Source organism: Allobosea eneae (assembly GCF_042657265.1).
GTDB lineage: Bacteria > Pseudomonadota > Alphaproteobacteria > Rhizobiales > Beijerinckiaceae > Allobosea > Allobosea eneae.
This window is the reverse complement of the sequence record NZ_JBHSLW010000026.1, coordinates 1-17,725: the sequence shown is the minus strand read 5'-3', so window position 1 is coordinate 17,725 and position 17,725 is coordinate 1. Positions and strand designations below refer to the sequence as shown.

Genomic DNA, 17,725 nt, shown 5'->3' with positions numbered 1-17,725 from the left:
GCGCGGTCGTCGCCGCGCCGGACCTGACCTCACATGCGATGCGGGATGCCGTTGCGGTCGAGGAAGCCGCGCATCCGGTCGTAGGAGGCGGCATAGCTCTTCGCGAGAGTGTTCAGCGCCGCCTCCTGGTAGACGGCGCGCCAGCCGCCCTCGGCCAGCGCCGCTTCCGGCACGACCGGGATCTTCAGCGTCTCCGCCAGTTCCTGGCTGCGCGTGTCATAGGCGACGAGCACGCCGGGCACGCCGTGCGCGACGGCCGGCAGCACGCCATGGACGCGGTAGCCGACGGCAAGGTCGATCGAACGAGCGAACTCGTCATAGCGCTCGACGTCGAAGAAGGAGAACAGCTGCTTCTCGTAGATGCGCCGCATGGCGGTGTCGTCCGGGCCGTCCCACCACTTGGTCTTGACGAACTCCGCGACGGCCTTCTCCTTGGCGGCGCCGTCGCGCAGGAAGAAGGCCTTCTCCTCCTGCTCGCCATGCGAGGACATCACCATCTCGCTTTGGCTATCGACCTTGAGCAGCGCGGCTTTCTGGTTGCGCAGATAGGCTTCGGGATCGGCGGTGTAGCTCTTGTCGGCCTCGCGCCGCAGGCTGAAGGCGACCTTGCGGATCTCGCGCTGATCGGGGATGCGGATCTGGAGGTCGCGGTTACGAGTGCGGAAGATCGAGGGGCAGCCGACGACCTCGACATTCTTGATGCCGTTCTGGCGCAGCGTCTCGGCGCTGAAGGCGCCGCGCACGCCGATCGAGGCGCAGCGCTCGGCGACGATCGACCAGAAGCGCCTGGAAGGCTCCGGCAGCTCGATCCTGCGGTTCTGGCTCGCCTGCGCGCCGACGCCGATGGCGTAGACCGGCAGCTTGACCCGCTCCAGCACCTCGACGGCGCGGAACCAATCCATGTTCTCGTGGATGAAGTTCGAGCCGCGCACGAAGACGTAATCGAATTCGCTGGCATAGCGCTCGATGTCGGCCTCGGTCGGGGACATGATCTTCATCGGCTCCAGATGCGCATAGCGCAGGAGCTTCAACGTCGAATCGTAGACGATCATGTCGCCGATGTTGAAATAGTCGCTTAGCAGCTTCTCCATTGGCGCCCGGTACCAGCGCACCTTGTCGTGCTCATGGACCTCGCCGGCCGGATAGATTACCAGCGCGCGCAGTTTGGTCTCGGTCGCGATAGGGCGCAGGTTCGAGCCCGGGGCGAGCGTGCCTGTGGCGGCGTCGGCGATCGCGACCGAGTGCGGGCGCCCATTGGGCATGGCTGGCAGCGGGATCGTCAGCTCGGCGACATCGGCCTCAGCCGTAACGATCGCGCCGGGATGGATGGTGGCGTAGTCCTGCCCGTCGAGGATCAGCTTGAGCGCCGGCCAGCTCCGGTCGGGCCGGCGCCCGATGGCGACGACGACCTCGCCGGTGGTGGTGCGCAGGATCTTGATGGCGTTCTCCGCCGAGACCACCGAGCCGAGATTGAGCACGGGCGCGTTCATGGCCCCTCCTTGACGAACTGAACCTTGAGGCGGACCAGATCGCGATCGGGTCCGAGCTTGCAGTCGGCGACCTTCATCCTGGTCATGAAGAGATAGGCCTCGTCGCCGGTGGTCTCGAAATTGCGCGAGCGCGAGGCGGGATCGGCGAGGGCGCCATAGCCGTAGCGCAGCCGGTCGCTGCAGTTCTTGCTCCACATCGTCGGCTGCACCAACAGGGTCTGCAGCGGCGACCAGCGGATCAGGTCGTCGGACCAGCTATAGGCGACGCGGCCGCCGGCAATGTTCTGGCTCGGATCGGGCCCCAGATGGAGCAGCGCGAGCCATTTCCCGCTCGGCTCGTGCCGGGTCAGCGATCCCACAGTGGTCGGCAGCGGCTTCAGCGTCTGGCAGGGCCGCGCCTCACTGAGATCGTCGCGATAGGGATCGACAGCGCGGATGGTGAAGTCCTGCCCGTCATAGGCGCGCCAGGAGGTCGGGTCCTTGATGTCGGCCGAGCGGAACAGGCAGACGCCATTCTTCTGGCCCTCGCCGCCAGTCGTCATGATCAGCGCATACCAGGCGCCGTCCTTCTGGACGATGTTGGACGGATTGAAGAAGCCGCGGTGCCGGCCCTGGCCGACATCCTGGGGGAAGCCGGGAGCGGCAACCAGCGGGCGCGGCTCGTCGGTCTTGAAGCTCAGGCCGCCATCGACGGAATGAGCGGCGGTGACGACATTGTACCAGCAGCTCATCGCATCCTTGAAGCGGCAGGCGCCGGGATGCTTGTCGGCATGGTATTCGGCGTGCAACAGCGCGTCGACGCGGCGGCCATCGCCGGTCCAGGTCGCGGCGATCCAGCTCTTGTCACTGAACTGGCTGGGATCGGCGCTGCTCTTCGCCTCGAAGGAGACCGCGCAGCTCTTACGGATCGCGGTGAGGTCGCCGCCGATCAGCGGCCGGCTGCGGTAGTGGCTGGCGAAGGCGACGACCTCGCCCTTATTGTCGCGGAAGGCGCGCAAGGGCGCGTCCGGCAGGTCCCATTCCTCGCAGCGCTCGCGCGCCCAGGAGACGACTGTCTCCTCCTTCGCGTCAGGCGCGACGACGAGCCGGTAGCCCGATGCCTGCTGGCCCGGCGCCTTCGCGAAGCCGGCGACCGGAATTCCGATCGCCAGCAGGGCTGCCGGCAGGCAGGCGAGAGCGGTACGGACGCTCCTCATGCCACCTTCCTCTCCGGCTCGGGAGCCGGCGGAGCGGACGGGGCAGCGGCGGCGGGCCTGGCCATCTTGTGGTCGACCTTGTTCTCGCTGAGGAAGGCGCTCATCGCGCCATAGGTCCGGGCATAGGCCGCGTTGAAGCGGTCGAAGCGCGCCTGGTCCCAGTACTCCTCCAGCTTGAACGGCTTGTCGCCGAAGACGTCGACGCTTGGGATCTGGAAGGTCTCGGCGAACTCGACGGTGCGGCTGTCATAGGTGAAGTAGATCGAGGGCGTGCCGTTGGCGAGCGCCATCAGATTGCCGTGCAGCCGGTAGCCGAGCACGAGATCGAGCTTGCGGACGAGCTGCTCGTATTCGGCGACCACGTCCGAATAGAACATCCGGTCGCGATAGAGCCCTTCCATCTGCTCGTCGAGATACCAGGACATCGCCCAGCCGTTCTCGCGCAGCGCGGCCATGCCCTCCTGCTTCTGCTCGGGCGTGCCAAGGGCGAGCTTCTTCTCCTCGACCTCGCCCTGGGACATCAGCGTGACCTCGAAGCGGTCCGCCATCGCCTTCACCAGGTCGCGGTGGAAGGTCAGATAGCGTTTGATGTCCTTGGCGTAGTGCTTGGAGACCTCGCGGCGCAGCGTGACGCCAACCTGCTTCACGCTGTCGAGCGCTGGCAGGCGGATGGCGAGGTCCGGACGGTTGTTGCGGAAGGCAGTCGGGCAGCCGATGATCCGGGCGTTCCTGATGCCGAGCTCGTGCATCACCTCGGCGGAATAGGTGCCGCGCACGCCGACCGAGGCGGTGGAATCGGCGATCAGCTTGAGGACGGTCTTGCTGTCCTCACTGAGTTCGAGCTTGCCGCTGACCGGCGCCTGCGCGCCGATGCCGAAGGCGAGCACCGGCAATTTGAGCCGGCGCAGCACCTCGGCGGTGCGGCTCCAGTTCATGCCGGCGTGGACATAGTTCGAGCCGCGCAGGAAGACATAGTCGAACTCGGCGTTGAACCGGTCGATCTGCGCGGAGTCCATGCTGGTGATCGGCAGTTCCTCAAGCTTCTCGAAGTTGAGCAGCTTCAGCGAGGAATCGAAGACGAAGGCGTCGCCGATATTGTGGTAGTGGTTGATATGGCTCTGCAGGTCGGCGTGGCGGTACCAGCGAACATTGTCGTGGTTGTAGACCTCGCCCGACGGGCTGATCACGAGGATGCGGGCCATGGTTGCGTTCTCCCTTCTTGTCTGCGCGCAGCTGGAGCAGGATGCGAAAAAGTGGGAACCGGTTTTCGCATCAATCCTGCTTTAGCTCTTTGTTGAGAGACGGATTCAGCTTTCGGATGAACATCCGAAAGCATCCGGCTCTAGGCGATCATCGGCGCGGCGGCGCGGTTGGCCGGGTTCGGCACGCCCCGCTCGGCGATCAGGCGCTGGTAGAGCGCCATGTGCTGATTGGCGCAGTCGACATGGCTGAGCGGCTTCTTGATACCTGCGCGCAGGCGCTCCCATAGCCCGGGCTCGCTCAACGCCCGGGTCATGCAGTCGGCGAGATCTTCCGGGCTGCCGGAGCGGAAATGCAGCCCATCGACCTCGTCGGTGATCTTCTCGGCCATGCCGCCGAGATTGCTGGCGAGGATCGGCCGGCCATGGAAGAAGGCTTCCTGGATCACGACCGGCGAGTTTTCCCACCAGACCGAAGGCATCACCATCCAGTCGACCGAACGCATCAGGTTGGGCATCTCGTGGTTCTGGAAGGCGCCGCAGAAGCGCACGCGCCGCCCGGCGGCCTCGACCAGGTCGGCGAACTTCTTCTTGTAGGCCTCCGGCTGACGGTCGAGATTGCCGCCATACACGAGGAGCAGGCTGTCTTCGCCCCAGACCTCCTCCGGGATGCGGGTCACGGCGTCGATCAGCACGTCGGCACCCTTATAGGGTGTGAGCTGGCCGAAATAGGCAAAGCGCGAGCGCCGGCCGTTTTCCTGGGGCCCCGGCCGCGGCGGCGCGACCTCGGCGACGTCGATGCCGTTCTCGATCACCGAGAAGCGCTCTGCCGACAGTCCCCATTGCTGATAGCGCTCGGCGAGGAACCGGCTCGGCGAGACGAAATGGTCGGCGAGGTTGAGGACGCCCTTGATGAAGGTCTCGCGGGCGAGGAAGCGCGACGGCGAAATATCCGGGAAGCAGGCGTTGCAGTCGCTCGGCGAGGCCCGGTAGCAGAGTTTGAAGGCGCCGGTCTTCACCATCTGCCCGTGATGGTGGCAGATCGAGAGATATTCGTGGAAGGTCACCACGATCAGCGCATCCGGCAGGGTGTCGCGCACCGCGAAGATGCATTCGAGGCCGAGCCCGATGAAATGGTGGAAATGCACCACGTCGGGCTTCAGGTCGCGCAGCACGCGGACGAAATCGCGCTCGATCTCGTCGGTGGCCCGGTTCGAGAGTAGGAAGTGGTCGTACTCCTCGGCGTAGTAGAGCAGTTCGCCGCCGCGCTGCCGGAGGCTCATCAGCGCCGTGCCGGCATGGCGCGGCGTCGGCGCCCCGACCCGGGCGAGGTAGTGCGTGTCCACCTCGCTATTGGCCTGGAAGCCCTTGTGCAGGTTGTACGAGGCCACTTCGGCGCCGCCGAGCGAGAAGGAAGGGTGGCCGTGCGAGACGACGAGGATACGCATGCTCATCCTCTCATGTTGGAAATGGCCAGCGCCCAGCGCCGGTCGAAACTGGTGCGGTCGGCGAGATTGATCAGCGCGCCGACATGCGGGCGGGTCTCCCCGTCCTCGACAACATAGACCTCGACCTCCGGCACCCAGAGCGACGGCACGCCGTTCATCCGCAGCTTCAGGCAGAGATCGAGGCCCTTCTCACTGGGCGTGAAATAGCTGCGCGAGAAGCCGTCCGCCTCGAGGAAGGCGTTGCGCGACATCACGCAGCATTCGGTCGCGCCGGCCGCGACTTCCATCGGCCCGAGGCTGCCGATCGCATCCAGGGGATAGCCGACGAAGCGGTTGTAGACGCGCCGGTTCGCGCCTTCGCCTTCGAGCCAGGCGCCGGCCCAGCGGATCGAATTATCCTCGAAGAGCAGGGTCGGCGACGCCACACATTGACCGCCGCGGCCGCGATAGGCGCGCTCCAGCCGGCCGAGCCAGCCGGGCATGCGGATCTGGGCCGCGCCGGAAAGCAGCGCCACGGTCTGGAAGCGGCAAGCGCGCACGCCGGCCTCCAGCGCATCGCAGCTGTCCTCGACGCCATCGACCAGAACGAGCCTGACCTGGAGGCCGTAGAATTTCGCCAGCCGGCGCGCCTCGGCGCCGAGCCGGTCAAAGCTCTCGCCGGGCGCGGCGACGACGATCGGCAGCGGCCTGATCTCGGGATCGATCGCCAACAAAGCGAACAGGCTGGAGAGCTCGCGCTGGCGCTGGTCGAGCCCAATCACCAGGCCGAGCGCCGCATCGGCGTTGAAGCGGCCGATATCATGCGTCTCGCTCGCTTTGGGCGGCGCGATCTCGGCGGCCTGCAAAGCCGGTGCGATCTGCTTCTCGACCACGGCGGTCGCGGTCGAGGAGCGCGGATCGAGCAGGCCGAAGACCCGCTCCAGCGCGCGCCGGGCCGGGCTGCGCCCGGGCGCCAGCGGCAGGAAGGCGGGACCGTGACCCTCGACCTCGAATTCCAGATAGAGCGGCTGGCCGGGCTCCGGCAGCAGCTTCGGCGCGAAGACGATGAAGCCGTGGCTGTTGCGCCGGCTCGCCATGGCCGGGCCGAAGCGTGGATCCTCGGCGAAGGCGGCGGTGACGTCGGGCCGTGCGGCGCGCGTCCAGAGTTTGTCGACGACACAGGACTGGCTGCCGCTGCGCAGCGTGACAGTGCCGGTGAGGCGGTCCGGGTCGAAGAGCCAGCCGATCACCAGGACGCCGCTGCCCTCGACGACGGTGGCGTCGTCGATGCCGGCACGGACCGGCTGCTCCAGGAAGGAAATGGTGTCGCGCCCGTCGAAGCGCTGCGAGGCGTGCTTCAGCTTCTCGGCCGTCGCCGGCGGGGCGCTGCCGCGCTGCAGCCCGTCGCGCAGATGGCCGGGCACGGTGATCTGCTCGAGCAGGACGTGGCGGTCATAGACCTCGAGCGCCCGCCAGCCGTCATTGGCGCGGAAGAACAGCCGCTCGATCTCGCTGGGATGGCGGATTGCGCACTCTTCCAGCAGGCCGAAGAAGCCGCAGGCGCCTTCGCCGAGATCGTCGCGCTGGAAGGTCCCCGCTTCCAGCACGGCCGGCGAGAGCCCGCCATGGGCGATCAGCAGCTTGGTGCGCCCGGCGGTGAAGTTCGATGTCCAGCCCTGCAGGAAGATGCCCGCGTCGAGCGGGCCCATCACCTCGACGAAACCGCCGGGCTTGGCGACCGATTGCAGCAGCATGCCGACGGCGCGCAGGCGGCGCGGGTTCGACTTGCCGGCGAGCAGTACTTCGAGTAGCCCGTCGACGACGGTCGGGAAGGCCTGCCCGGCCTCGTCGGCCAGCGCCGCGAGGAAGGCCTGCAGCGGCATGGGCTTTGGCGCCAGGATCAATCGCAAGGGGCGGCCAGGCCGGCCGAGCAGGATCGCGCCGGAGCCGGCGCGGTCCGGCGAGGGGGCAGGTGCCAGGCAGAGGAAACCGGTGGCGTGCGCCGCGTCGGCCTGCGGCCGGCGCCAGGTCAGCGCCATCGTCTCGACCCGGTTGCGCGGATTGCCGTCAACCGCCACCGGCACCTTGCCGGGCAGCGCATCGCAGGCGCTCATCACCAGGATCGCGTTTTCGCCGAGCGGGGTCCAGGCGACGGTCGGCGCCGGGCTGATCAGGGTCCGTTCGGGGATGATGACCTCGTTCATCGCCTCACCTGCCCATCAGCATGACGGTGAGGGTGACGAAGGAGAGCACGGCCGACAGGCCCGAGAGGAAGCCGAGGACGACGGTGACCTGCCGCAGCGGCGCCTTGGCCTCCTTGCGGATCGCGACCAGCCGGTCGTCGAAGGCGCGCAAAGTCTGGTCGAAGCGCATCTGGAAGACATCGATCTCGGCGAGGCGTGAGGCAATCGCGCCATTGCCCTCGGTCTCTTCCGACTGCTTCGTCTCGGCCTCGCGCTGGCGATGCTGCGCCAGCTGCACGCCGAGCTCGCCGACCTTGTCGAGCAGCTCCTTCTGGGTCAGCTGCGAGCGCCGCTGCAGCGCGATCAACGCCTCGACCCGGTCGAAGAAGCGGGCGAGCGGCACGGCGATCGCCGCCTCCGCCGCGAGCTCCGCCGCCGGCGGCAGGCGCAGTTCGAGTTCGGCGCCGGTGCTCGGCGAGATGCCGACGATGGTCAACGCATCGCGCGCCGCCACCGTCCTGTCGTCGAGCTCCATGGCGAAGGCGTGCCGGCCGTCGCCGATGCCGTTCCGGCGCAGGTCGATACGGCCCTGGTCTGCGACGACTTCCTGCACCTTGAGCCCGTTGCGCATCAGGCGCACGGTCAGCCGCTCCTCCGGCCGGGCCTCGTCCCAGATCCAGCCATGCAGCCGGTTGCCGTCGAGCGCATCGACGCGCCCGTTGAGCTTTGCCGGGGTCTCGCTCGCGTCGCTCACGGTACCGTCCGGACTGTGCATCGTCGTCATGCTGGTCATGCCGCCTCCGCCAGTTTGAGTTGATCGAACAGGGCAAGATGCGCCTGCGCGCAGTCGTCCATGCCGGGTTGCGGCGCGATGCCGTCGACGAGACGGTGCCAGAGCCCGTCCTCGCTCGCGGCGCGCCGCAGCACCTGCGCGAGATGGCGGGGATCGCCGGGGCGGACGTGCAGGCCGTCGACGCCGTCGCTCACCATCTCGGCCATGCCGCCGATATTGCTGGCGATCACAGGCCGCAGGTGCTGGAAGGCTTCCTGGATGACGAGGGGGGCGTTCTCGTACCAGATCGAGGGCATCACCACCCAATCGACCTCGGCCATCAGCGTCGGGATCTCGTCGCGGCGATAGGGGCCGCAATGCGTCACCTCGGCGCCGGCTTCTGCCAAAGCCTTGTCGAGCGCGGTGGTGAAGGCCTCGCTCTGGAATGGCGCACCGCCATGGATGCGCAGCTCGAACGCCTCGGCGCCCTGCTCACGCATGAGCTTGGCGGCCTGCAGCAGTGGCAGCACGCCCTTCCACGGGTTGAGGTTGCCGAAATAGCCGAACCGATTGCGGGGGCCATGGGTGTACCGGTGCGGCACCGGCATCTGCGCCGGCCTGGCATTGGCGATCACGTCGATCTTCTCGGCCGGCAGGCCCCAGTCGACATAAAGCTGGCGCAGGAACCGGCTCGGCGCGACGAAGCGGTCGACAGCGGCAAGATGGGTCTTCAGGAAGCGCTCGCGCAGCAGGAAACGATCGGGCCCGATCTCCGAGAAGCAGCCATGGCATTTTGCCGGCGAGGCACCGGTGCAGCGCTGCCTGTCGCCGGTGCGCACCATCAGCCCGTCATGGTGGCAGATCGAATAATAGTCGTGCAGCGTCATCACGATCGTGGCCTGCGGCAGCAGCCGCCGCGCCAGCGCCAGGAACTCGGCGCCGATCAGCACGAGATGGTGGATGTGGATCACATCCGGCCGGAACTCGGTCAGCAGCGAGCCGAGATCCTGCAAGGTGCCGTAATGGTCGATCTGGCTGAGATGGAAGCGGTCGAAATGGCCGCTCCACAGCAGGAGGTCGCCATCCGTTCCGGTCGCCTGGAAGGCGGTGCCGGGATGCGGCCGGCGGTGGATCGCATTGGTCGCGCCGAGGAAGAGCACCTCGCAACGCTCGCCGCGATAGGCGCTCGCCAGATCATGCGCGAAGATCTCGGTGCCGCCCGGGTGCAGGTCCGGGTGGTTATGGGCGATGACGAGGATGCGCCGGCTCATCGCGCGCCCCTCGGTTTCACCGCCAGCAGCAGGTCCTGGTAATGGGCCGCGCTCTGGCCGCGCCAATGGCCGGGGTCGAGCCGCTCGACCGTGAGGCCGGCCTGGACGGTGTACTCGAGCAGGAAGCCGGCATCGATCCCGGCAGCCGCCAGCGGCGCCTCCTCGATCGCGTACCAGCCCGGCCCCTCGCCCCAGCGCCGGAATTTCAATCGCTCCTGGCCGGTGCTCTGGCCGTCGAGCGCGAAGGCAGTGAGGAAGAGCCGCCCGCCGGGAGCGAGCAGGCGCGACGCTTCGTTGAGGTAGACCACGAGCTCGTCAGGCGGCAGATGCGTCGCTACCGAAGTCATGATGATGAAGTCGAAGCTCTGGTTGGCGAAGCCGAAGCGCACCTCGTTGCCGGGCAGCGAGCCCTGCGGGTTGTAGAGCGGATGGGCGATGTCGAGGCGCTGGAAGCGGAAGCGCGGATAGACGGGCGTGATCGTCTGGGCGCACCAGAGGATGCCGTCCATCACCGGGTCGACGCCGTCATAGCTGCCGCGCTCGGGGTCGAGATACTGCGTCAGCGGCACCGCCATGCGGCCGATGCCGCAGCCGATGTCGAAGACGCGCTCATGCGGCTGAAGCCGGCCGATCCGGACGAAATGGCCGAGGAATTCGGCGCCGATGGCGCGATAGTCGCCATCGCCGACGAAGATCGAATCCGGCGGCGGATGCGGGAGGAAGCGGTTGGTCTGGACATGGGCCATCAGCCAGGCGAGCTCTGGCGTCGCCGGCACGATCGCGGGCGCCGGTTCCGTGGTCTGTCGCAGGGCGAGGGTCGCCGTCATGCCGCAGTCGCCCTTCTGAGATTGGCGCGGGAGAGAAGGAATTCCGGATCAGGGCGCAGGCCCGGCGCCGGGATGGGCTGCCGCTGCGGTGCGACCTTGTCGACCGTCGCCATCAGCGCTTCGATCTGCGCGTCCCAGCGCTTGGTCTGGAGCCAGGAATTGTGCTGCGAGGCGACGCCGCGGGTGTAGTCGAGGCTCTTGGAGATCGACTGGCGCTCGAGATGGTAGAGCGATACGCTCGGCACATAGACGATGCCCAGCCCGGCCCGGGCGATCTTGAGGCAGAGATCGCTGTCCTCGTAGTCGCCGATGACGTAAGCGTCATCGAAGCCACCGATCTCCATGAACAGCGCCCGCGGCATCACGATGCAGGCGCCAGTGACGCCCGGCACCGGCCGCTCGACATTGGCCGGAGCATACTGGCTCGGCATGCCCTTGAAGTAATGATGGTTGAGCCAGGTGCCTTTACTGTCGCGCTTGAAGTAGAGCCCGGCATGTTGCAGCGAGCCGTCGTCATAGAGCAGCTTGGGGCCGACCGCGCCGGTGCGCCGATGCGGCTCGATGCGCTGCAACAACGCCGGCAGCCAGCCCTCGCTGTCGGGGATGACATCGGAATTGACCATGGCGAGCGCCTGGCCGCGCGAGGCGGCCGCGCCGGCATTGCAGGCGGCCGAGAAGCCGCCATTGCGGCCCATCACCACAAGCTGCATCGGTAGCCCATAAGCGAGGAAGAGGCCGCCGAGGAGATGCGCGACCTCGCCCTCGTGCTCGGGCGAATCGAGCACATAGATCAGCTCGGCCTTCTCGGCGAACCAGCGATCGGCGGCGAAGGCCGAGACCTGGACGCGTAGGAAATCGTAGACACGGTAGAGCGGGATCACCACCGAGACCGCCGGGTTCGCGGGCCCCTTGCCGAAGCTCCTGCTGCGCGGTTCCGGCAGGCTCTCGCGCAGCGCCTTCTGGCACTCGGCCAGCACCGGCGCGATCGTCCGCTCCAGCATCTGCGCGGTCAGATGCTGCGGCGGGATCGCCGCCAGCGCCCGGGCGCGGATGGCGACGGCGTCGGCCGGCTGCGCATTGGGGCGTAACGACAGGACGGTGCCGGATTTCAGCTTGAGCTCCACCCGCGGCTGCAGCACTGGCGCGCCGGCCGCATAACTGGGGATCAGCGCAGCGAAGCCGGTGGCGCGCATGACGTCACCCTTTTTGGCGTCGCCTTTCGAGCCGGCCGGCAGCAGCGCCGGGAAGCGATCCAGCCGCTCGAGCACCGGCATCGGCTCGCCCTCGGAGCGGTGCAGCAGCATCTCGTCGAGCAGGCCCTCTGCGTCGCGATACCAGCCGCCGAGCAGAAGCCCGGCCGGGGTGGTGACGGCGAGGTCGAGCTCGGCCGAGGGCAGGTCGTCATTGCGGCGCACGCTCTGGGCCGCGAGCGGCAGCCGCCTTTGCATCTCGATAGCCAGCAGGCGCCCCTGCTCGGACAAACCGGCGAGCTGCTCGACGAGCCAGCTGCGCAGCCCGTCGCGCTGGCTGGCCTTGCCGGCCCACCAGCGTCCCAGCGATGGAATGTCCTGCCGGCCGCCGATGGAGCGGACGATCAGGCCGGATTCGGCCTGCAGGATCAGCAGGCCGCCGGCCTGCGGCGGAAACCCATCGATGACCAGGTGCAGCGGCCGGTTGCCGGCGCGATCGGCGCGGCCTAACCGTGGCCGGCCCGGCAGGCGCGAGAGGCCGGCGGAATCAAGCCGATAGGCCGTGCGAATGCCGGAGAGCCGGCCGGGAACCACCGATTCCAGCAGGAGCTTGCCTTCGGTCAGCTTGGCGACCGGTGCCGCCGCCGACGGCTTGCCGGCGAGGATCAGCAGGAACTGGCGCAGGAAGCCGAGATAGCCGGCGGCGTGGCTGAGCCCGAACAGAGTGGGCCAATGGCCGACCAGCGCATTGGCGAGCATGCGGCGCGCATCGGGCGTCGCATCACGCACCAGATCCTCCGCGTCGGCCATACCGTGCACGAGATCGGGGTCGAAGCGAGCGGTGGTATCGCCGCCGGGGTTGCCGTCGGACAGGGTCGCAACGACCTCGCCGGGCCCGCCATGGCGGAAGGCGACGACGGCGCGCATGCGCCCATCGCCGAGGGGAAGCACAACCGAGGCGGAGACGAGGCGCTTCTCGTGCGTCGCGAGCATGATGCGCGGCCGCGACAGCACGGGAGCCTCGATGGTCCAACTCAGCAGGAAGACCGAGCCGCTCAGCCTGGACAGATGCAGCTGCGGGCTCAGGCCGTCCGCCACTGGCGCAGGCGCGAGAGAAAGCATGGGTGCCATGTTCCGAACGAGCAGGAAGGTGGCGCCGGCCGGAACAAGGCCGGCCAGCGCCGTATCGTCGTCAGGCGACCGAGAAGTAAGAATTCGGGTCGGCCTGGAGGTCTTCGGCGGTGACACCGACGATGGTCACGGTGTCGCCATTGCCGAGATCGACGACAGCATTGCCGCCGACGGTGGTGGCGCGCGCCGCCACATCCTCGGCCGAGCCGATATCGGTGCCGTTGATGCCGCTGGAGATCTGCAGCAGATCGTTGCCGGCCTCGAAGTCGAGCACGACGTCGTTGCCGCCGCCGCCATTGAAGATGAAGACATCGCTGCCGGCGCCGCCGGAGAGGACATCGTCACCCGCACCGGCGAAGAGCAGATCGTCGCCCGCGCCGCCCTGGATGACGTCGTTGCCGGCGCCGCCTTCGAGCACATCGGCACCGTCGCCGCCCTGCAGGACATCGTTGCCGGCACCGCCGAGCAGGATGTCGTCACCCGGCCCGCCCTGCAGGATGTCGTCGCCGTCGCCGCCACGCAGCACGTCGTCGCCATTGTTGCCGCGCAGGATGTCGTTGCCTTCGCCGCCGTCAAGGACGTCGTTGCCCTCGCCGCCAAACAGGCTGTCATTGCCTTCGCCGCCGGTGAGGACATCGTCATCCAGACCGCCGAAGAGGGCGTCGTTGCCCTCACCGCCGGACAAGAAGTCGTTGCCGGCATCACCGTAAAGCAGGTCGTCACCCTCTTCGCCGAAGAGAGAATCCACCTGGTTGCCGCCGCGGACGATGTCGTCCCCGGCGCCTGCGAGGATCACGTCACTGAAGCGTGTCCCAATCAAGAAATCATCGAATGCACTGCCTTCGATCGTGGCCATTCGTCACCTCCTCGGTGATCTGAGAGCACCACCAGATATGCGGAGAACTCCGCCGCTCGTTCTGGGTCACGGTGCGGTTGCGACAGCGAGCAATTGGCTCGCCATCATGCGACACTCGCGAGATTAGCCAATAACAATGTCGTATCAAGCAATATATTATGACGATTTTGCGATGCAGCAAAGTTTACGTCGCATTATATATTATTGAAGCGCGAGTTGTTTCTCGAAGTTGCTCTGAATTTCGAACCATTTTGGTTTCATTTATTTCAGATGACGGCACACGCTGCCAGCCTGGCCAGCCCCGGCGGCTCAATCCTCCCTGAAGGCGCGATTGAAGCTGTCGCGGATGGGCGCGAGCAGGTAATCGGCCGCAAAGCGCCGGCCATTGACGATCAGCACCTCTGCCGCCATGCCGGCATGCAGCGTCACCTTGTTCTCTTTCAGGCTTTCCGGCGTGATCTCGGCGCGGACGATGAAGAAGGCATTGCCGGTCTTGTCGTCGATCAGCTGGTCGGCTGCGACGTAAGAGACCTTCGCCAGGAGCGGCGGCATCAGCCGGGCATTGAAGGCGGTGAGCCGAACCTGCGTGTCGGCGCCAACGCGGACCGAATCGATGTCGCGCGGATCGACCTTGGCCTCGACGATCAGCGGCTCCTGCTCGGGCACGATGTCGAGGATCGCCTCGCCCGCCGTGACGACGCTGCCGGCGGTGCGCATCCGGATATTGGCGACGATGCCTTCCTGCGGCGAGGTCACCACGAGCCGGCGCAGCACGTCCTGCGCCTGGACGATGCGCTCGACCACCTCGGAGAGTTGGAGCTGGCTGTCCTGCAATTCCTTGGCGATCTCGCTCTGGCGCTCCAGGCTGATCGACTTGATCTCGAGCTCGGCGCCGGCGACAGCCTGCTCGGCCTTGGCCTTGCGCGCCGCCATCTCGCCGGCGCGGCCGGTGAGCTCGCTCTGGCGGGTCTGCAACTCGACGAGCTGGGAGCGCTTGGCGTAGCGCTTCTCATAGAGCTCGGCGATCGTCTTGACCTCTTCGTCGATCAGCGTGCGCTGGTTGCGCACCGCGTCGATCTGCGCCTGCAGCGCCTCCGACTCGGCCTGGTGCTGCTCGATCACGCGCTGCTGGATGCGCGTCTTGCCATCATAGACCTGGGCGCGAGCGCGGAAGAGCGTTTGCTCCGCCTTGATCACCTCGCGGGCGATCGGCGTGCGGGCTTTCTCGATATCGTCGGGAAAATCGATCTCAGCCGCATTGCTCTGCTCGGCCCGGAGCCGGGCGAGCCGGGCATCGAGACCGACTCGCTTGCCTTCGAGCTGCTGCAGCTCGGCGCGAGCGCGGGCGTCCTCCAGCCGGAGCAGCGGCTCATCCTGGGCGACGCGTTCGCCCTCGGCCTTGAGCAGGGTCTTGAGGATGCCGCCTTCGAGATGGCTCACCGTCTTGCGCCGGCTGTCGACGATGACGGTTCCCTGTGCGACCGCGGCATTGTCGAGTCGCGCGGTCACCGCCCAGGCGCCGAAACCGCCGAAGCCGATCGCCACGGCGCAGACGCCGGCGAGAACGAGGTTGCGCAGCGAGGGCATGCGCTCCTCGGGCTCAGCCTCGACCGTCATCGGCACGAGCGCACGGTCGGGCCGGCGCAGCGTCGGAAGCTCGCTCATGCGCTCACCTCACGCGGGGCAGAGGGCTGTTTCGCCGGTTCGAGCTCCACCACGCCGGCGGGCGTGATCATCCCGGAGATCGCCGAGCGCGGACCGAACTGGGCGACGCGGCCCTCGCGCAGCACCAGGATCTTGTCGACGACCTGCATCACCGAGGGACGGTGCGCGATCAGCACCACGATCGCCCCGCTGTCGCGGGCAGCGTTGATCGCGCGGATCAGGCTCTGCTCGCCCTCGGCATCGAGATTGGCGTTGGGCTCGTCGAGCACGATCAGGCGGGGCATGCCGTAGAGCGCCCGCGCCAGGCCGATGCGCTGGCGCTGCCCGCCCGAGAGCTTGAAGTCGCTGTCGGCGACATTGGTGTCGTAGCCGAGCGGCAGGCGGCCGATCAGCTCGTGCACGCCGGCGATGCGCGCCGCCGCGAGGATGGCGTGCGGATCGGGCTTGCGCATGCGGGCGATGTTCTCGGCGATGGTGCCGTCGAGCAGCGAGACCGATTGCGGGAGATAGCCGACCATGTCGCCGAAGGAGCCGCGCTCCCACAGATAGGTGTTGTGGCCATCGAGATAGACGCCGCCGACATTCGGCTTGAGCACGCCGACGATCAAGCGCGCCAGCGTCGATTTGCCGGCTCCGGACGGACCGACCAGGCCGAGCACCTCGCCGGGCTGCAGCGTGAAGGAGATGCCCTTGATCACGGTCTGCTCGCCGCCCTTAGGCGCGTAGACCAGCCGGTCGATGACGAGGTCGCCCTCAGTCGCCGGGGTCGGCACGCTCTGGCGCTGCGAGCTCTGCGACTGAAGGAGGTCGCGCACCCGCTTCCAGGCCGCCGCCGCGAGCACCCATTGCCGCCAATCGGTGATCATCGAATCGAACGGCGCCAGCAGGCGGCCGAGCAGGATGCTGCCGGCCATCAGCGTGCCGGCCGAGACTTCGTGCCGGATGATCAGCACTGCTCCGGTCGCATAGATGGCGAGCTGCATGGTCATGCGGCTGGCGCGGGTGATCGCGGCGATGAACTTGCCCCGGCGGGTACCGAGGTCGAGATGCTCCAGCATGGCGATCTGCTTGGCGCGCCAACGGCTCGACAGGGCCGGCAGCATGCCCATCGCCTCGATCGTCTCGGCATGGCGCAAGGTGGCGCTGATCTCGTTGATCGAGGCGACGCCCTCCTCGTTCGCCTCCTTCAGCGCCCGCCGCGTCAGCATGTCGGAGACGACGCCCAGCAGCAGCAGGATCAGCAGCGAGGCCAGGCCAACCAGGCCGTAGATCCAGTGAAAGGCGAAGAGCACGGCGAGGAAGATCGGCGACCACATCGCCTCCAGCGGCGTCGCGATCGCCGAGCTCGCGATGAAGTAGCGGAGTTCGTTGAGATCGCGGATCGCCTGCGTCGCCTGGCCGGAGCCCTTCTCCAGCGAGGTCGAGACCGCGGCCTGCAGCGCCGGCAGGTTGAGCCGGCGCGCAAGGATGCTCGCCATGGCCTGGAAGGTGAGAGAGCGGATGAACTCGATCGTGCCATAGAGAGCGAGCGCTCCGACCGCGATCACCAGCAGCATCGTCAGCGTATCATAGCTGCGGCTGACGATGACGCGATCCTGAACCTGCAGCATGAACATCGGCACCGTTAGCAGCAGGATGTTGATGCAGAAGCTGAGGAAGGCGGCATAGGCCAAGCCGCCGGCAAAACCGCGCTGCAGACCTCGAATCAAGGCATCGGCAGGCTGGATCGCAACCTTCATGCAGGTCTCCGAATGGGGCTGGCCATCAGATGGCGCAATCGACACAGATGCCGATACGGCAAGTTCTGAACGCTATATAAAGCGTGCCACACAAGTCGTGTCTATAATATGACAGATGAAGCCTTACGAAATATAGGCAATTATCGGAAATATGGCCGAAAGGTGCTAAATTTCAAAATTTGAAACAGTTCATGACTATGTTGATTCCGATAAAATCTTAACATCATCCCATTCGGGGTGGCATGTGCTTTGCGTATAGGCTATTCGTCAGCCGAAGCGGCTCGGAGGGCTGACTGCTCATTTCGAGATCAGGCGGAGTAGGGAATGCATCTAAAACCCCATGACGGCGCTCGATTCCTAGGCAATGCCTTCAACGGCGATCACCCCGACGGGGTTCGCCGACTCGAAGCCGAATCAGGGCCGGCGCGGGCGCCGGTGTCGCAGCTCGACCTTGCCCGCATGATCGAGCGGGTCAGTCGGCGCTTCCTTGATTATCTCCGGCTCGAACTGACCAAGCTCGGCGTCGACGACATCTCACCCTCGCAGGTGATGGTCCTGTTCACCATCGGCCAAGGCGAGATCGCGGTACGCGACTTGCTCGACCGCGGCCATTACGTCGGCTCGAACGCCTCCTATAACCTCAAGCAGCTGGTCGAGAGCGGTTATCTGGAACGCGGGGCCTTGTAACTCTCATCTTGCCTCATCTGCTATACCAGCGGTTGCGGTGGCAGGCGGAAGACCGACAGCCCTGAGGGACATCAAGCCCGTGGGTGAGCTTG

12 protein-coding genes and 1 pseudogene are annotated in these 17,725 nt (G+C 66.8%); 1 reads left to right on the top strand and 12 read right to left on the bottom strand.

Going from position 1 to position 17,725, the window contains the following annotated elements; genetic code table 11:
- Nucleotides 1–29: 29 nt before the first annotated feature.
- From ACFPOB_RS16195 to ACFPOB_RS16140, 12 genes are all read right to left on the bottom strand, one after another.
- Nucleotides 30–1,490 carry a polysaccharide pyruvyl transferase family protein gene (locus tag ACFPOB_RS16195; protein WP_377799446.1) on the bottom strand — a complete coding sequence of 487 codons (1,461 nt, stop codon included), beginning with the start codon at nucleotides 1,488–1,490 and terminating at the stop codon, nucleotides 30–32.
- Nucleotides 1,487–2,686, bottom strand: coding sequence for a hypothetical protein (locus ACFPOB_RS16190; RefSeq protein WP_377799445.1), 1,200 nt, complete (start codon nucleotides 2,684–2,686; stop codon nucleotides 1,487–1,489). The genes ACFPOB_RS16195 and ACFPOB_RS16190 overlap by 4 nt, the downstream gene beginning before the upstream one ends.
- Nucleotides 2,683–3,888 (bottom strand): polysaccharide pyruvyl transferase family protein, encoded by a 1,206-nt coding sequence (locus ACFPOB_RS16185; RefSeq protein WP_377799444.1) that lies wholly within the window; start codon nucleotides 3,886–3,888, stop codon nucleotides 2,683–2,685. Before ACFPOB_RS16185 ends, ACFPOB_RS16190 begins: the two co-directional genes overlap by 4 nt.
- Nucleotides 3,889–4,028: 140 nt before the next feature.
- On the bottom strand, nucleotides 4,029–5,333 hold the full coding sequence (locus ACFPOB_RS16180) for a glycosyltransferase family 4 protein (protein WP_377799443.1): 1,305 nt from the start codon (nucleotides 5,331–5,333) through the stop codon (nucleotides 4,029–4,031).
- 2 nt (nucleotides 5,334–5,335) lie between these two features.
- Nucleotides 5,336–7,516 carry a hypothetical protein gene (locus ACFPOB_RS16175; RefSeq protein ID WP_377799442.1) on the bottom strand — a complete coding sequence of 727 codons (2,181 nt, stop codon included), beginning with the start codon at nucleotides 7,514–7,516 and terminating at the stop codon, nucleotides 5,336–5,338.
- Nucleotides 7,517–7,520: 4 nt separating this feature from the next.
- Nucleotides 7,521–8,288, bottom strand: coding sequence for a hypothetical protein (locus ACFPOB_RS16170; protein WP_377799441.1), 768 nt, complete (start codon nucleotides 8,286–8,288; stop codon nucleotides 7,521–7,523).
- Entirely contained in the window at nucleotides 8,285–9,538 is a 1,254-nt protein-coding gene (locus ACFPOB_RS16165) for a glycosyltransferase family 4 protein (protein WP_377799440.1), read from the bottom strand. Before ACFPOB_RS16165 ends, ACFPOB_RS16170 begins: the two co-directional genes overlap by 4 nt.
- Nucleotides 9,535–10,365, bottom strand: a complete 831-nt coding sequence (locus ACFPOB_RS16160; protein ID WP_377799439.1) for a class I SAM-dependent methyltransferase — start codon at nucleotides 10,363–10,365, stop codon at nucleotides 9,535–9,537. The genes ACFPOB_RS16165 and ACFPOB_RS16160 overlap by 4 nt, the downstream gene beginning before the upstream one ends.
- The gene (locus ACFPOB_RS16155) at nucleotides 10,362–12,677 is read right to left on the bottom strand and encodes a glycosyltransferase (protein WP_377799438.1); all 2,316 of its coding nucleotides are present in this window, start codon (nucleotides 12,675–12,677) and stop codon (nucleotides 10,362–10,364) included. Before ACFPOB_RS16155 ends, ACFPOB_RS16160 begins: the two co-directional genes overlap by 4 nt.
- Nucleotides 12,678–12,747: 70 nt before the next feature.
- Nucleotides 12,748–13,542: a calcium-binding protein gene (locus ACFPOB_RS16150; protein WP_377799437.1), complete on the bottom strand. Its 795-nt coding sequence runs from the start codon at nucleotides 13,540–13,542 to the stop codon at nucleotides 12,748–12,750.
- A 309-nt stretch (nucleotides 13,543–13,851) separates the two neighbouring features.
- The gene (locus tag ACFPOB_RS16145) at nucleotides 13,852–15,207 is read right to left on the bottom strand and encodes an HlyD family type I secretion periplasmic adaptor subunit (protein ID WP_377799436.1); all 1,356 of its coding nucleotides are present in this window, start codon (nucleotides 15,205–15,207) and stop codon (nucleotides 13,852–13,854) included.
- Nucleotides 15,204–16,946 carry a type I secretion system permease/ATPase gene (locus ACFPOB_RS16140; protein WP_377799435.1) on the bottom strand — a complete coding sequence of 581 codons (1,743 nt, stop codon included), beginning with the start codon at nucleotides 16,944–16,946 and terminating at the stop codon, nucleotides 15,204–15,206. Before ACFPOB_RS16140 ends, ACFPOB_RS16145 begins: the two co-directional genes overlap by 4 nt.
- 435 nt (nucleotides 16,947–17,381) lie before the next feature.
- Here ACFPOB_RS16140 and ACFPOB_RS16135 point away from each other — a divergent pair.
- Nucleotides 17,382–17,621: pseudogene (locus ACFPOB_RS16135) on the top strand (MarR family transcriptional regulator); the annotation flags it as partial.
- Nucleotides 17,622–17,725: the final 104 nt, after the last annotated feature.

Coding starts and splice junctions, on each gene's coding strand:
- ACFPOB_RS16145 (WP_377799436.1), bottom strand. CDS start 15,207: ATGAGCGAGCTTCCGACGCTGCGCCGGCCCGACCGTGCGCTCGTGCCG.
- ACFPOB_RS16170 (WP_377799441.1), bottom strand. CDS start 8,288: ATGACCAGCATGACGACGATGCACAGTCCGGACGGTACCGTGAGCGAC.
- ACFPOB_RS16140 (WP_377799435.1), bottom strand. CDS start 16,946: ATGAAGGTTGCGATCCAGCCTGCCGATGCCTTGATTCGAGGTCTGCAG.
- ACFPOB_RS16180 (WP_377799443.1), bottom strand. CDS start 5,333: ATGCGTATCCTCGTCGTCTCGCACGGCCACCCTTCCTTCTCGCTCGGC.
- ACFPOB_RS16190 (WP_377799445.1), bottom strand. CDS start 2,686: ATGAGGAGCGTCCGTACCGCTCTCGCCTGCCTGCCGGCAGCCCTGCTG.
- ACFPOB_RS16155 (WP_377799438.1), bottom strand. CDS start 12,677: ATGCTTTCTCTCGCGCCTGCGCCAGTGGCGGACGGCCTGAGCCCGCAG.
- ACFPOB_RS16195 (WP_377799446.1), bottom strand. CDS start 1,490: ATGAACGCGCCCGTGCTCAATCTCGGCTCGGTGGTCTCGGCGGAGAAC.
- ACFPOB_RS16165 (WP_377799440.1), bottom strand. CDS start 9,538: ATGAGCCGGCGCATCCTCGTCATCGCCCATAACCACCCGGACCTGCAC.
- ACFPOB_RS16150 (WP_377799437.1), bottom strand. CDS start 13,542: ATGGCCACGATCGAAGGCAGTGCATTCGATGATTTCTTGATTGGGACA.
- ACFPOB_RS16175 (WP_377799442.1), bottom strand. CDS start 7,516: ATGAACGAGGTCATCATCCCCGAACGGACCCTGATCAGCCCGGCGCCG.
- ACFPOB_RS16160 (WP_377799439.1), bottom strand. CDS start 10,365: ATGACGGCGACCCTCGCCCTGCGACAGACCACGGAACCGGCGCCCGCG.
- ACFPOB_RS16185 (WP_377799444.1), bottom strand. CDS start 3,888: ATGGCCCGCATCCTCGTGATCAGCCCGTCGGGCGAGGTCTACAACCAC.